13 protein-coding genes are annotated in these 14339 nt (G+C 58.3%); 9 read left to right on the top strand and 4 right to left on the bottom strand.

Features of this window, described 5'->3' with window-relative positions; all coding sequences use genetic code 11:
* Positions 1–121 precede the first annotated feature (121 nt).
* Positions 122–676, top strand: coding sequence for a dCTP deaminase (gene dcd, locus MWU38_RS00420; RefSeq protein ID WP_247269858.1), 555 nt, complete (start codon positions 122–124; stop codon positions 674–676).
* A 61-nt stretch (positions 677–737) separates the two neighbouring features.
* Positions 738–1493 carry a thioesterase family protein gene (locus MWU38_RS00415; RefSeq protein ID WP_247269857.1) on the top strand — a complete coding sequence of 252 codons (756 nt, stop codon included), beginning with the start codon at positions 738–740 and terminating at the stop codon, positions 1491–1493.
* A 24-nt stretch (positions 1494–1517) separates the two neighbouring features.
* On the opposite strand, the gene MWU38_RS00410 is transcribed toward MWU38_RS00415, so the two are convergent.
* Positions 1518–3281, bottom strand: coding sequence for a methyl-accepting chemotaxis protein (locus MWU38_RS00410; RefSeq protein ID WP_247269856.1), 1764 nt, complete (start codon positions 3279–3281; stop codon positions 1518–1520).
* A gap of 207 nt (positions 3282–3488) precedes the next feature.
* Here MWU38_RS00410 and MWU38_RS00405 point away from each other — a divergent pair, with 207 nt between their 5' ends.
* A complete protein-coding gene (locus MWU38_RS00405; RefSeq protein ID WP_247269855.1) occupies positions 3489–4664 on the top strand; it encodes a saccharopine dehydrogenase NADP-binding domain-containing protein in 1176 nt (391 codons plus the stop codon).
* Between the two features lie 69 nt (positions 4665–4733).
* Here MWU38_RS00405 and MWU38_RS00400 read toward each other — a convergent pair whose 3' ends face one another.
* Complete coding sequence (locus MWU38_RS00400) at positions 4734–6893, bottom strand: TonB-dependent receptor (RefSeq protein WP_247269854.1); 2160 nt, start codon at positions 6891–6893, stop codon at positions 4734–4736.
* A gap of 246 nt (positions 6894–7139) precedes the next feature.
* On the opposite strand from MWU38_RS00400, the gene MWU38_RS00395 reads away from it, so the two are divergent.
* From MWU38_RS00395 to MWU38_RS00375, 5 genes are all read left to right on the top strand, one after another.
* Entirely contained in the window at positions 7140–8426 is a 1287-nt protein-coding gene (locus MWU38_RS00395; RefSeq protein WP_247269853.1) for a tyrosine-type recombinase/integrase, read from the top strand.
* Positions 8427–8514: 88 nt separating this feature from the next.
* Positions 8515–9339 (top strand): hypothetical protein, encoded by an 825-nt coding sequence (locus tag MWU38_RS00390; protein ID WP_247269852.1) that lies wholly within the window; start codon positions 8515–8517, stop codon positions 9337–9339.
* 120 nt (positions 9340–9459) lie between these two features.
* The gene (locus tag MWU38_RS00385; protein ID WP_247269851.1) at positions 9460–9627 is read left to right on the top strand and encodes a helix-turn-helix domain-containing protein; all 168 of its coding nucleotides are present in this window, start codon (positions 9460–9462) and stop codon (positions 9625–9627) included.
* A 10-nt stretch (positions 9628–9637) separates the two neighbouring features.
* Positions 9638–10111: a helix-turn-helix domain-containing protein gene (locus MWU38_RS00380; protein WP_247269850.1), complete on the top strand. Its 474-nt coding sequence runs from the start codon at positions 9638–9640 to the stop codon at positions 10109–10111.
* Between the two features lie 3 nt (positions 10112–10114).
* Entirely contained in the window at positions 10115–11215 is a 1101-nt protein-coding gene (locus MWU38_RS00375; protein ID WP_247269849.1) for a tyrosine-type recombinase/integrase, read from the top strand.
* A gap of 14 nt (positions 11216–11229) precedes the next feature.
* Here MWU38_RS00375 and MWU38_RS00370 read toward each other — a convergent pair whose 3' ends face one another.
* Both MWU38_RS00370 and MWU38_RS00365 read right to left on the bottom strand, forming a co-directional pair.
* Positions 11230–12243: a copper resistance protein B gene (locus MWU38_RS00370; RefSeq protein WP_247269848.1), complete on the bottom strand. Its 1014-nt coding sequence runs from the start codon at positions 12241–12243 to the stop codon at positions 11230–11232.
* On the bottom strand, positions 12243–13946 hold the full coding sequence (locus MWU38_RS00365) for a copper resistance system multicopper oxidase (RefSeq protein ID WP_247269847.1): 1704 nt from the start codon (positions 13944–13946) through the stop codon (positions 12243–12245). The genes MWU38_RS00370 and MWU38_RS00365 overlap by 1 nt, the downstream gene beginning before the upstream one ends.
* Before the next feature lie 76 nt (positions 13947–14022).
* Here MWU38_RS00365 and MWU38_RS00360 point away from each other — a divergent pair, with 76 nt between their 5' ends.
* Positions 14023–14295, top strand: a complete 273-nt coding sequence (locus MWU38_RS00360) for a metal-sensitive transcriptional regulator (RefSeq protein WP_247269846.1) — start codon at positions 14023–14025, stop codon at positions 14293–14295.
* The last annotated feature ends 44 nt before the right edge of the window (positions 14296–14339 follow it).

Raw genomic sequence — 14339 nt, 5'->3', positions numbered from 1 at the left:
GTTTGCAGCAACGCATCCACCTTTGGGGCCGTTTGTGGGTAGGCCGCGATGGGCAGACTCATCCGGATAAGTTTACCGCCACCCTTGCCCAGATGCGGGCCTTTGCGGAATCACTTGAGACATGGCAATTTTATCAGACAAATGGATTCGCGAGGCGGCACAGACCAAGGGCATGATCGAGCCTTTCGTCGAAGCGCAGCGCCGCGACGGGGTAATTTCCTACGGGCTTTCATCCTTCGGCTATGACGCAAGGGTCGCGCCCGAGTTCAAGATTTTCACCAATGTCGACAGCGCGGTTGTCGACCCAAAAGATTTCGCCTCCAATTCCTTCGTCGACCGAGACACCAATGAGTGCGTCATCCCGCCCAACTCTTTTGCTCTGGCGCGAACGGTCGAATATTTCCGCATCCCCGAAGACGTGCTGGTCATCTGCCTTGGCAAGAGCACCTATGCGCGCTGCGGAATTATCGTCAACGTGACCCCGCTTGAACCAGGCTGGGAAGGTCATGTGACGCTCGAATTTTCGAACACCACCCCCTTGCCTGCCCGCATTTACGCCAATGAGGGTGCGTGCCAGTTCCTGTTTCTGAAAGGCAATGAACGCCCCGAGGTGACCTATGCCGACAGGGCCGGCAAATATATGGGCCAGCGCGGGGTGACGCTGCCCCGGCTTTAGGCGCGCGGGCAAACGGGGGAGAACACGCATCACTCTGGCAAATTATCCATTCTGGCGCGTGGTGCCTTCTGAAAGCGGGCGTGAAGGCGCTTACACTCTACCCGTCATGCCCCCTGCGACCGTTGGCCCCGAAGGTGCGCCGCATATCATGGGCGGCGTTGCCTTGGCCGCCGCGATTGACGCAATGGAATTGGCAAGCGGCGAGCCGATCCTTTGGGCAAACATCCAGTTTCTCAGCCCCACGCAGCACGCAGAAGAGCTTCATATTGCGTGTCAGCAATGCGGCGGTGGGCAGTCTGTCGGGCAATGGATGGCCGAGGCGAATGTAAACGGGCGGCCCACTCACCGCATCAGCGCAAGCCTCGGTGCGCGCGAGCCCAGCCCGGCGCAGGTTTTCGCCGCAATGCCCGATGTCCCTGCCCCCGGCGATTGCCCGCCGAGCGATGACACCTACCAATTTGCAGACGGCTCTCTCCACGACCAGTTTGAGATGCGCATTGCCCGCCGCGAGCCGGACAAGGGGTTGAACGCCGTCTGGGTTCGCAATGCTGCCGGCTTTGCCAATGATGCTGCGTGGCTTGCGATCATTTCCGACTTCTTCCTTGGCGGTCACCCGCAAAGCCGCGGCGGCTTCAGCCTCGATGCAAATTTCCGTTTCGTGCAATCAGCGCCCGCGGGATGGGTGCTATCGGTCACCCAAATGGGTGCGATGGGTAAAGGCGTTATCCATGGGCAGGCACAACATTTCGGCGAAGATGGGCAATTGCTCGCGCTATCGAGCCAAACCGGAGTGCTCCCGCGCATTCCTCAAGGCTAGGCTGTTTTGAAGGGGTGCAAAGCGTTACTCGCGGCGGATATGCGCGAGGAACCCTGCCACCTCTTCGCTCAAAAGCACCGACTGTTGCTTGATGCTTTGTGACGCGGTCAAAAGATCACCCGACGCCTTTCCAACCGCCTTCACCGCGTGGTGCAGGTCTTGTGTCGCGGTAGATATCTCGCCAACTCCGGAGGCTGCCAGATCAATGCTCTGCGCCAAGTCCTTGCCGGCCACCGACTGCTGGCCCATGGCCAATGCAATCGCGCTGGCAGCGGCCTCCAACTGCTCGATTTGAGCCGAAATATGGGTGAGTTCGCGCGCGCTGGCCTGCGATCCGGCCTGCATCTTTGCGATGGAATCCGACACATCGCCGGTTGCCTTGCTGGTCTTGTTCGCCAGCTCCTTGACCTCGCTTGCCACGACGGCAAAACCGCGCCCTGCCTCTCCTCCGCGCGCCGCCTCGATTGAGGCGTTGAGCGCAAGCAGGCGGGTGCGCCCGGCAATGGTGTCGATCAATTGCGCGATCTGTCCGATCCCTTCGGCGCGGTCGGTTAACGCCGATACGGTCGCATCGGTCGCGCGCGCGGTTTCACAGGTCGAACGCGCCAGTCGGGCGGCATCGGCGGCTTGTTCGTTGACGTTCTCGATCGAGACCGCAAATTCATCAGAGGCCGCCGCAGCCGATGTGCTGCCCGCTGCGACCTGGTCCATCCCTTCCGCGATCAGCTCGATCTGTTCGGTTGCTGCCTCTGCCTGCCGAGCCATGATCTTGGCCATGGCGTGAAACCGCTCGGCGGCTGACCCCACGCTTTTCGAAACCTCGCCGACGCTTGTCTCGAACTGCGCTGCAAGGGCGAGCAACTCTTCCTTGCGCTGTTCGTCTTTTGCGGCGCGGCGTTGTTCGTCGCGCTCGCGCTGTTCCTCGCGCGCCCGGCTCAAAGCACGCTCGGCTTCATAACGCGCTTCGGTCGCCTTGCGCTTTTCAGATTCGCTGGCTTCGAGTTCAGCCGCATCGCGAACATGTATCAATGCCGCGCGCGAACGGCGCAGAAACTGGAGGTATAAAAGCAGAACCAGAGTAGCGAGGCCGCCCGCGAAGAAGAGGGCAAATGGTCTGTCTGATACGACAAGACCCAGAACCGCGCCTGCAGTCATAATGACCATGAAGCCAAGCGACACCAGCGGGTAAGCCGAAGCCCCCGTCCCGCAAATTGCGATCACGCCGACGATCACACCCACCGCCAGAGCATACCAATCGCCTTGCAGATGCAACATGGATGCATAGGCGAACATCGCCCATGAGACGGCGGTTGCGGCGATTGTAAAAGCGGCTGCGCGGGTGCCGTTGCGGATGTTCGTATAAGTCACCAAGCACGTGCGCATTTCGGGCATGAATGCAAAGCCGAATGCAAGAGCAAGTGCATGGATGCCAAAAGCGATGTGCATGATTGAGGAACGCTCACCAATCTGCGTAGCAAAGGCGGCAAGCCCTATCGCGAGGATCCCGGCCCAGCTGCCCTCAGTCAGGAAACCGGCAACCGAGCGGTTCTGATACTGCCTTTGCAAAGCCTCCCAACGCTGATCGTAAGGCTCGACGCCCAGAACGCGCTGCAACGCAGCCACCGCGCTCTCGAACGCGGTGCGGGGTGGTAGATGCGGGGTTGGATCAGGGCCGTGTTCGCTGGCTTTCCCGGCTATGCTTACCAGGCCAGCAGAAGGCTCGATTATGGCCGCCTCGCCGCCAAGCGGAGCAACTGCATATTCGACGTTTGAGTTCACAGCATTCATCGCGCACTTCCCATGATGGAAAACGGCTTAGAAGTGCTGTCCTTGTAGGCGTGTTAACTGCGTTTTGCGGGACACGACCTAGATCGGCGAAAAACTGTACGCCCGACACCACAGCGGCAAGGCTGGAAAATTCTGCCCAATCGCGTAAGCGAGAGGACAAGCAAATGCCCGGCGCGCGCCGGGTCATCGTTTGAGGAGAAAAATTGCATGAGCGACACCGAATTTGACATCGTGGTCTATGGCGCAAGCGGCTATACCGGGCGCCTTGTCGCAGAGTATCTGCACAACCAGTATCAAGGCCGCGCCGATGCGCCCAAATGGGCGATGGCTGGCCGCAACGAAGAAAAGCTGGCTAGTGTGCGCGATGAAATGGGGCTGCCTTCCGATACTCCATTGGTGGTCGCCGATGCCGACGACCCCGCCGATGTCGAAGCGATGTGCAAACGCACCAAAGTCGTCCTCACCACCGTTGGCCCTTATCAGCTCTACGGCGATAAGCTTGTCGCGGCGTGTGCGAAAACCGGCACCGATTACACCGACCTTTGCGGCGAACCTGCGTGGATGGCCGAGATGATCGAAAAGCATGGGCAGGAGGCCAAGGCATCGGGTGCACGCATTTGCTTTTCCAGCGGGTTCGATTCGATCCCGTTCGATCTGGGCGTCATGATGACCCAGAAAGCGGCCAAGGAACGCTTTGGCCAGCCTGCGAAGAAAGTGCGCGGGCGCGTGCGTGCGATGCAAGGCACGTTTTCGGGCGGCACCGCGGCAAGCCTTGGCGCAACGATGAAAGCGGCGGCCAAGAACCCCGGCATCATCAATGTCCTGCGCAATCCCTTTGCCTTGGCAGAAGGGTTTGAGGGCCCCGGCCAACCCACCGGCATGGTGCCAATGTATGAAGAGGATCTTGGCAAATGGGCCGCGCCATTCATCATGGCGCCGATCAACACCAAGAACGTCCACCGGACCAACTTCCTCCTCGGCCATCCTTATGGTGAGGATTTTCAGTATGATGAGATGATGCTGACCAGCCCCGGCGAAGCGGGCAAAAAAATGGCCGAGGCAGCCGCCGAGATGATGAAGAACCCGTTTGGCGCAAAACCGCCAAAGCCGGGCGAAGGTCCATCAAAGGACGAGCGCGATAACGGGTTTTACGACATCCTCTTCGTCGCCGAAGGCCCTGATGGCGAAAACCTGCACTACGCGGTCAAAGGCAAGTATGATCCAGGCTACGGTTCGACCAGCCGCATGATCTCCGAAACCGCGATCGGCCTGCTCCACTCGGACGCGCAAGGCGGCGTTGGAACGCCCGGCGCGTTCTTGGGAGAGGCTCTGGTCGATCGGCTCGAAGCCAATGCAGAGCTCACCTTTGCGGTCGAGAAATAGCCAACAAAAAGGGGCCCGCAGAATATTCCTCGGGCCCCTTTTTCTGTCATTCGCCTTGGCTTCGTGAACTCAGAAGCTGAGCCGCGCGGAAACGCGAATATTGCGGCCCGGCAGGGTCACAAAATCCTTGGTGAAGCTTGAGTGCCGGCGACCTGTGTTATCGAACAGGTTTTCGCCGGCAAGCTGGAGCGTAACGTTGCGATTGCCCTCAAGCGGCCGCCACGAGAGGTAGAAGTTGGCAAGCGTGAAGCCGTCCGTCTCGGTTTCGTTTGGCGCCAGATCCTTTTGCGGGCCAAAGCGTTGTACTTCGGCGCGCAGGTTGAACGCATCCACATCAGCCTCAAGCGCGGCGAGAAGCGTGAAGGGCGGAATGCGAGGCACATCGGTGCCATCGTCAAGTTCAGCCACGACATAGGAAGCGCGCACATCGCCCGAGAGTGCAAAGCCATCGGTGTCAACAATCGGGAAGACGACGTCAGCTTCAAAACCGCTGAATTCGGCATCTTGCTGCAGGAAGTTGAAAACCGGAAGGTCGTCTTCCTCCAGGCCGGTGTCGCTCAAATAGATGAAGTTCTCGAACGATTGATAGTAAACCGAAGCGCCGAAATTGAGCGGGCCCAGTTCGCCGCGAACAAAACCTTCAAGGCCCCACGCCGCTTCGATGTCGAGGTCGGGATCGCCGACTTCAAAGATCTGCGTTGCAATGTGTGGTCCGTTGGCAAACAGCTCTTCCCCAGCCGGCGCGCGCTCGGTGCGTGACACGGTGGCGCCAAAGCGAACCCCCTCGCCCGCCTCGACAATGCCGGACAGCGCGCCCGAGAAGAGATCGAAATCGCGTTCAAGGCCAAGGGTATCGGCCTCGACGTCGACCCGTTCATAGCGGCCTGCGGCCTCGACCTGGAAACCGCCGAAATCGAACTCCTGAACGGTGAACAGCGCAAGCTGGGTGGTTTCGTTGGGTGCAACGAAGGCTTCTTCGCCCACGGCTGAGAAATCGCGGAACGTATATTGTGCGCCGATAACACCGCCGGTCGACTGGATGAGTTCGGCACGCGCTTCGAAGGATTCGGTGTCGAAGACGGTTCCGACTTCGGTGCCTTCGAATTCGGTGTGGGTGTAATCCGAATAGCCTGCGCGAATTTTGAGCCGCTCGGCAAACCCGTCGCCAAGAGCGATGTCGCCGCGCACGTCGAAACGCCATTGTTCAAGGCCGATGGAGACGGTTTCTTCGCCCTCCTCTTCTTCCTCTTCACCGCCTTCGCCTTCTTCTTCGCCGTGGTGGTGGTGGCCGCCTTCAGGGTTGCCGACGATGCCATAAAAGGTGTCGTAATATCCAACCGACGCGCCAAAAGAACTGTCACCCAGGATCACACCAAATCCGCCGTTCAGCGTGTAGGTTTCGGTCGAACTGTTCGGCAGGAAGCCTTCTTGGTTGGCGGCTTCGCGAAGCTCTTCTGCCTCTTCAAGCTCGCCTTCTTCCTCCTCTTCTGCCGCATCGGCCAAAAGGTCCGCGCGAAGGTCATCGGTGAGCTGGAATCCGGGGATCTCAAGATCGTCGGTGTCGCGGTAGGAGCCGTCAAAATGGACGACAAACATATCACCCAGCGCCGCATCCAGCGAAACACCGCCACTGAGCAGATTGCTGGCCGTATCAGCCGCGAGCAGAGCATCCACCGCGATACCGGTCTCAGGCACTTCGGTCGGGATACGCCGGTCGATCACATTGACCACACCGCCAAGCGCCTGACTGCCATAAAGCAACGCTGCCGGGCCGCGCAGAACCTCGATCCGGCTCACGGTGAGCGGATCAATCGAGGTGGCGTGATCGGCAGAGGTGTTGGCAACATCACCTGTACCAAGGCCATCGACCAGCACCCGGACACGTTCGCCATCCTGACCGCGCAGGATCGGGCGCGACGCCCCCGGAGTAAAGCTTGTCGCCGATACGCCTGGAAGCTTTTCAAGAACCTCACCGATTTGCCCGTCGAGGTTCTCCTGAATGTCCTCTTCGTCAAGCGCATCCTGCCCGGTGATGAAGTCCAGTTCCTTGAGCCCTTCAGCAGAAACGATGATTTCGCCGCTGATCGCTTCGCCTGTGGCAGGAGCAACGGCGCGCAGTGCGTTCGTGCCTTGTTGACGGGGTTCATTGGCTTCAGCGAAGGCGGGTGATGCCGTCACGCCAATGCTGAGAGCGGTTGCGATGGCGATGCGAGATGTGAAGTGCTTCATGCCAAGACTGGGTCTGTTTGGTCGAATGTGACAATATATCATTTCCAAGCTCAATGGCGGCTTAGCGGGCGCTGGTCCAGCCCCAATTGTCCGAAAAGACCAAAAATTTTGATGGGAGATCGGCAGATGCGACAAACAGGGCACGCAAGTATTCGACCGGCACCATGCCGGTCGCAATATACTCGATCAATCAAGAAAATGGAGCGGGCGAGGCGATTCGAACGCCCGACCCCAACCTTGGCAAGGGTGGGTAAGCAGGCATTGGCGGCTTTACGCGAACGACAAACTTCAATAAAAACAGGTGCAGGCGTTCAAGCGTGTTCGCTGATGTTTTTCATGCTTTTTTCATGGATTTTGGAGTCGATGCCAGACCTCAGTCGAATTACGGAACGCGAAAAGCTCAAATCTAGAGCTGGTGATGAGCCCCATTGGCAGCGACTGCGCCAAGGTTGTTATGTGGGTTTTCGGCCTTCGAAAAAGGGCAAGCGAGGCACTTGGTTTGCGCGAGTTTATAACGCCGACACAAAACGCAATTCGAGAAAATCACTTGGCGATTATGGAAAACTCGAAGGTCACGATGTGTTCAACCAAGCGAAAGCGGATACAGAATTGTGGGCTGATACTGTGGAGTGCGGCGGAGAACGCACCCCTGACATGGTCACTGTCAAGGATGCCTGTGAGGCTTATGCGAAAGAGAGGCACTGCCCGATCCAAGAAGGGATTTTGCGGCGGCACGTCTATTCCGACGCCATTGCCAAGGTAAGGTTGGACAAGTTGCGAAGGCACCATCTGCGCAGCTGGAGAAAGCGGCTGGAACAAGCCCCTGCTTTGGTCTCGCGAAACAAGAAGGGCGTGAAGCGATGGAAAGAGCGCGCCAAGTCGACCGTCAACCGCGATATGGTGCCGCTGCGTGCTGCACTGGGGCAAGTGCTGAAGCCCGGAGCGCCGAATACGGATGCAGCGTGGCAAGAGGCTTTACGTCCGTTCAAGGGAGCGGATAGACGCCGGGAACTGTATCTCGACAAGGAAGAGCGCAAACGATTGATAGATGCGATGCGCGATGATGCGCGGCCATTTGTGCAAGGGCTTTGTATGTTGCCATTGCGTCCCGGTGCCTTGGCAGCGCTAACGGTGCGCGACTTCGACAAGCGCACACGAACGCTAACAATAGGCAAGGACAAGAACGGCAACCCGCGGCAGATTACTGTGCCGCCAGTGATCGCGGACTTCTTCGCCGAGCAGGTAAAGAGCAAGCTACCAGCCGCGCCTATTTTCGCTCGTGTTGGCGGTGAACCGTGGAATAAGGATGCGTGGAAGTATCCAATCAAGGAGGCCGTGAACGCGGCTAGACTGCCCAGTGCTGTGGCGGCCTACACGTTGCGCCATTGTGTGCTCACCGATCTTATCCGCGCTGGCCTGCCGATCCTCACCGTCGCGCAGCTATCGGGCACAAGTGTTGCCATGATCGAAAAGCACTATGGCCATCTGGTGCGTGATGATGCCGAGGAGGCGTTGGCGAGTATCGCAATCTAGCACGCGTAGTAGAGGGCCAAATGCGAACTCTTGCTAACCTGATAAAGACAAACCTAGACTGAGCCACACACTCAGCTGAGGCTCGCAATTGTCTGAAGAACTTGATTCGAATGAGATTTGGTTATCTGATCGCGCGTTCTCGATAATGAAGACGTGGCAATGGGTGCGATACGACCCTGATGGTGTCCCTTCGGCAAGCCCAACATATCTGAGCGATGTGCTGAACCGCCTCGCATTCGAGGGGATGGAGGCCCCCAAGTCTGCACTACTTGCGATGTTGCAGAGGGGGCAACTTACGGCCCACGGTGATTTCAGATGGTCAAAGTATGAACGAGGCGACTTTTTCGACCTAGAAGGCTGCATGTCGGCGATCCCACCTGAACGGTGGAAGACGTTGTCAGATCTACTACGCGAGGAGAAACGCCAATTGGAGGAAGGTGAGTTTCGAGGTCCAAAGACGACACTTCAAAAAATGGGAATGAACGACGTCCCAATCGTGGATTGGGAGCCAAATTTGAGCCGCTTTAGTTTTGCTCTGTGTCCTCCGGGAACAAGCTCGAATGATCCTGAATACTTTGAGGAATGCTACTCAGTGCAAGACATTACGATCTTCCCGCTGGCGCTTCCCGGCCCTGATGGTGAAATCGTTGGAGTCGCCAATCAGGCGATGGAATCGCAGATTGAAGAGGCCGCGAGCGAACGAGCGACACGGGGTCGGCGACCTAAATATGATTGGCCTGAGAGCGTCCTAGCCGTTTTCGGATTCATCCATCGAGGCGAGCTAAGGCCCGAGACACAAGCTGACATCGAGCGCGCACTAATTGCGTATCTGAGCGGAGAAGAGGGTGGGCCATCTGAAAGCACCGTTCGACCGTATGCCAAACTAATCTGGACGGAATCGCAAAAGGCCTGAATTTCGTTCGCGATCAATTTCCGGCCCTATTCCGGCCTTTTCGTCCGACTTTCGCCGATGGTTCACCGATAGTTCCCTGCATCCGCTGGCACCTGCTGGCCCAAAGCAAGGAATATCCAGATGGAACCTCTCCTGATTTCGATCACCGAAACTGCCAAAGCTCTCAATCTTGGCCGCACGTCCGTTTATGCCCTGATTGGCGAGGGCAAGCTTGATAGCCGCAAGATGGGGCGGCGGCGTATGGTGACGACCGCGTCGGTCCGGCGGCTGGTAGACGGCGAAGGCTAGGGCAAAGGCGATGAAGCGGATCAACCCGCGCCTAGCCAAAAAGCATCGCTCCTTTACCGTGACCGAGCTTGCTGATGTGCTTGGCGTTCACAAACATACCGTGCGCGGGTGGCTCAAGAAGGGGCTGCCCGCAATCGATGGAGCTAAGCCCACCCTGATACTAGGTAGCGACTTTCAGGCCTGGTGGGGCAAGCAGCGCAAGGCGGCGAAGCGCCCGTGCCAGCCGGGACAGATGTATTGCTTCAAGTGCCGTGAGCCGAAAGCGCCCGCATTCGGCATGGTCGATTACGCGGCCACAAACGCTGTTACGGGCAATCTGAAAGCCCTGTGCGAGACGTGCGGGACCATGATGCACCGGCGCACCCGGCTGGTCGATATTCCCGCCAAAATGCCCAGTCTGGACGTCCAAATCACGCAGGCAGCTTCAAGCATAGTGGAGATTGCGCGCCCCTCCCCAAACTATGACGAAACGACTGGAGCCTAACGCATGGCAAAGCACAACGCAGCAAACACCCGGATCAAGCGAGAATACTTCCACTATCTGAAGGAAGCGCGGCGGCGCGATGAGAAGTCGATCGACCCCATCGCCAAGGCGCTCGCCCGCTTTGAAGAGTCCACCGGGCACAAGGACTTCAAGAAGTTCCATCGCGAGCAGGCGGTGGCTTTCAAGAAGCGGCTCAATACGGAAAAGAACGAGCGCACGGGCAAGCCCTTGTCCCGCGCCACGGTGCATTCGACCCTATCGGCATTGCGCGAATTTTTCATCTGGCTTGCTAGCCAGCCGGGATACAAGCGCCGCATTGCCTACAGCGATGCCGACTACTTCAATCTCTCTGACAAGGAAGTGCGCATCGCCAAGGCGATCCGCGAGAAGCGCGTGCCGACGCTGGAGCAGGTGCACCATGTGCTCGCGACGATGTCAGCCGAAACGGATATTGAGAAACGCAACCGCGCCTTGATTGCACTGGCACTTTTGACCGGCGCGCGGGCGGCGGCCCTTACCAGCCTGAAGCTCAAGCACATCGACATGGAACAGGGCTGCGTGCATCAGGATGCGCGCGACGTTAGCACGAAGGCCAGCAAGACTTTCACGACGTGGTTTTGTCCGGTGGGTGGCGATGCGGTCCAGATTGTCACCGACTGGTGTGAGCATCTTCGTAACGGACTGCTTTGGGGCGAAGATGATCCGCTGTTCCCCAAAACGCTAGTGGGGCTGGGGGAACAAGGTGGTTTTCAAGCTATCGGCCTAGCCCGCGATCACTGGAGCGATACGGGGCCGATCCGTTCAATCTATCGTGAGGCCTTCGAAGAGGCTGGTCTGCCCTATTTCAATCCGCATTGTTTCCGCGATGCGCTGGTGCAGCTCGGCGAGCGCATCTGCACTACGCCAGAGCAATTTAAGGCTTGGTCGCAGAATATCGGGCACGAACGCGTGCTCACCACGTTCACTAGCTACGGCAAGGTGCCAGCCGCTCGTCAAGCGCATCTCATACGAAAGCTTGGCACTCCGGCTCCCGCCAATGAGGACGAACGACTTGCCTCGATGATTGCTGAAGCAATGCGTAAGTATCAATCAGGCGGATGCTAATGTTGCGCTGTCAGCTAGAACCAAGCCCTCAGGCCGAACACAACCTTTAGCCCATTTGGGTCGTCGCCAGCGGCGCGGGCAATGTCGGCGGATTCCCCCAAAGCAGCCTCATATTGAATGCCTACATAGGGTGCGAACTCGCGCTCGATCTCGTAGCGCAGCCGCACACCCGGTTCGATCTTGGTGATCCCCGCACCGATCCCGCGCTCGGGAATGTCTTGTGCAGACAATTCAACCTCAAGGCGCGGCTGCACAATCAGCCTCTGTGTAATCCTCTGATCATACTCGCCTTCTAGTCGCGCAGTGAGATCGCCTCGATCCGACAAGAACAGTGCACCATCCACATGGAACATGTAGGGCGCGAGACCCTGCACGCCGACAACCAAATGCCCACGTGTGTCCGGCTCCGGGTCAAAACGCACGCCCGCTTGCAGATCAAAGAAGGGGCCGATGGCGCGGCTATAGAGCGCCTGAATCTCTGCGGCCTCCAAGTCGCCGCTAAACTCGCCTTCGCCCTCAGTTTTTAGGACAAAGCGGTTGATGTCGCCACCATAGAACGCTTGCGCGTCCCAGACATATCCATCCTCACCGCCGTCCGCCGCGATGCGTGCTTCAAGTCTCTCGATGAGAACGCTTCCCGTGCGCATCCCGCCGTTCTCGCGGGCTAGGTTATCGCGGCTAGGTGCCATTGCGTCCGCGCCCCAGATCACGTCGGCTGCATGGCGCGGACCTTCAAAGGCTCGCGCAGGCACTGCATCCTCTGGCGCAGCGCCGGGGATAGACTTGTTTGTGTGTCCACCGTGCTGGCTGTGATCCTTGCTGCCATGATCCATGGAGTCATGGTCCATTGCGTCATGACCGTCGTGCTCATCTTTTGGCGGGCATTGTTCGGGCGGAAGGTGCCCCATTGCGCAGTGATCCATTTCCGGCGGCGGGTCGCTGCTATGAGAGGAGTGATCCTGCGCCGCCAACGGCGCGAACGACGAAACGGCAATCAGGGCCGTGCCAACAGTGAAGAGTGAGCGCATCAGCCCAGTGCCCCATCTGGGAATGGCCGCACCGTTACAACCTGCATCATGCCCGCGTGCATGTGGTAGAGGAGATGACAGTGGAACGCCCAATCTCCCGGCTCATTTGCGGTGAGATCGAAAGTCGCTGTGCCCCCCGGTTGCACAATCATTGTATGCTTCAATGGCTGGTGCATGTGATCAGCGCCGTTCACCATCTCGAAGAAGTGACCGTGCAGGTGAATGGGGTGTGCCATCATGGTCTGATTGACCAGTTTCACTCGGACACGCTCATCGTATCCAAAGCGGATCGGGTCATCGGTGACGGCGGTGAACTTCTTGCCGTCGAAAGACCACATATACCGCTCCATATTCCCGGTGAGATGTATCTCCATCTCCCGGTCAACCTGGCGGTGCGGGTTCATGCGCTTGGCCTTGAGGTCGGTGTAGCGCAGCACCCGGTGCGGCACGTTGTCTAAGCCAAGTCCGGGAAAATCCATTCGGTCAATTGGCATTGGGGCAACCATGTCCACGCCCGGACCGACTTTAACGTCATCGGGTAGTAGCGATGTGTCGCGCATATTGTGCTCCATATCGCCCATGTCGTGACCCATTGCGGCGTGAGCAGCGTGGTCCATCATTCCCATGTCGGTCATGGTGAGCGTTGGAATTTTGCGAAGCGCGGGAGGCGTCGCGATGTGACCGGGATGCGAGGTGAGGCTAGCAACGCCCATACCGCTGCGGTCCATTGCCTCAGCTACAATCGCGTGACTGCCGTCCTTGGGCGCAACTATCACGTCGTAGGTCTCGGCGACGCCGATCTGGAACTCGTCCACCTCGACCTCGTCAACGTCTTGCCCGTCTGCTTGGATAACGGTCATGGGCACGCCGGGAATGCGGACGTTGAAGAAAGTCATGGCACTGCCATTGATCACCCGGAGCCGCACGCGCTCGCCCGGTTTGAACTCCAATTGCAAATTGTCGGAGGGGCCGTGGCCGTTGATGAGATAGGTGTAGGTCTGCCCTGACACATCCGCGATGTCGCGCGGGTTCATTCGCATCTGTCCCCACATGCGACGCATTTCGCCAGACATCTCGCCCTCGGTCGCGCTTTGCATCTGGTTTTGGAAATAGTGCTCGCCGACCTTCAAGAGGCGCATAATCTGGTGCGGATGGATTGGCGTGAACTCGGATAGAAGCACGACATAGTCGCGGTCATAGCGCGGGTCCGGTTTGTCGCTTTCAATGATGATGGGTCCGTAGTGTCCCGCCTGTTCTTGCAGCCCAGAGTGTGAGTGCCACCAATAGGTTCCTGTCTGACGGATCGGGAACTCGTAGGTAAAGGTCTCACCCGGCTTGATGCCGGGGAAGCTGACACCGGGCACTCCGTCAAACTGGAATGGCAAAAGTAGGCCATGCCAATGTATCGAGCTGTCCTCATCCAGATTGTTCGTTACATGCAGCCGAACGTCCTGCCCTTCGCGCAAACGGATCAAGGGACCGGGCACTGTGCCGTTTACGGCAAAGGCATGACCAGAGCGTCCTCCAGTCATGAAATGCGCATCACCAATTGAAAGGTTGATGTCCTCACCAGACAATTGACCAAACCCCTTGTTCGCGTGAGGCATCGACTGACCACGCGCCCATGCAGGCATCGGAAGCGAAGAAGCTGCGGCCAGTGCGGCAATGCTAGTGATGAGGTTGCGGCGGGAGAACTGGGGCATGTAGAAAGTCATCTCTGTTGAACGAATGCTCTCACCTATATATACCCCCCTAGGGTATTTCAATCAGGATCGACCAATGGCCAAAGACTCCAACGCAAAGCTGAACCGCCTAAAGCGGATTGAAGGCCAAGTGCGCGGCGTTGCGCAGATGGTCGAGGATGACCGCTACTGCATGGACATCCTTCATCAGATCGCGGCGATCAAATCGGCGTTGGCGAAAGTGGAGACACAGGTTCTCAAAGATCACGCGGCTTGCTGCGTTGCCGAAGCAATCGCCAGTGGCGATGAAGGCGAGCAGCGGGAGAAGTTCGAGGAACTCGTGGACCTTTTGGAGCGGACGAGGAAGTAGCTTGGACCAATTCCGCATTTAGGTCGATGGCAGCCTGTCCGCAT

The sequence above is a fragment of the Qipengyuania sp. S6317L1 genome, assembly GCF_023015615.1.
Lineage (GTDB): Bacteria > Pseudomonadota > Alphaproteobacteria > Sphingomonadales > Sphingomonadaceae > Erythrobacter.
Note: the sequence above shows the minus strand (reverse complement) of the source record. Positions and strands in the feature narration are given on the sequence as shown.

Coding starts and splice junctions, on each gene's coding strand:
- dcd (WP_247269858.1), top strand. CDS start 122: ATGGCAATTTTATCAGACAAATGGATTCGCGAGGCGGCACAGACCAAG.
- MWU38_RS00410 (WP_247269856.1), bottom strand. CDS start 3,281: ATGAATGCTGTGAACTCAAACGTCGAATATGCAGTTGCTCCGCTTGGC.
- MWU38_RS00405 (WP_247269855.1), top strand. CDS start 3,489: ATGAGCGACACCGAATTTGACATCGTGGTCTATGGCGCAAGCGGCTAT.
- MWU38_RS00400 (WP_247269854.1), bottom strand. CDS start 6,893: ATGAAGCACTTCACATCTCGCATCGCCATCGCAACCGCTCTCAGCATT.
- MWU38_RS00385 (WP_247269851.1), top strand. CDS start 9,460: ATGGAACCTCTCCTGATTTCGATCACCGAAACTGCCAAAGCTCTCAAT.
- MWU38_RS00380 (WP_247269850.1), top strand. CDS start 9,638: ATGAAGCGGATCAACCCGCGCCTAGCCAAAAAGCATCGCTCCTTTACC.
- MWU38_RS00375 (WP_247269849.1), top strand. CDS start 10,115: ATGGCAAAGCACAACGCAGCAAACACCCGGATCAAGCGAGAATACTTC.
- MWU38_RS00370 (WP_247269848.1), bottom strand. CDS start 12,243: ATGCGCTCACTCTTCACTGTTGGCACGGCCCTGATTGCCGTTTCGTCG.
- MWU38_RS00365 (WP_247269847.1), bottom strand. CDS start 13,946: ATGCCCCAGTTCTCCCGCCGCAACCTCATCACTAGCATTGCCGCACTG.
- MWU38_RS00360 (WP_247269846.1), top strand. CDS start 14,023: ATGGCCAAAGACTCCAACGCAAAGCTGAACCGCCTAAAGCGGATTGAA.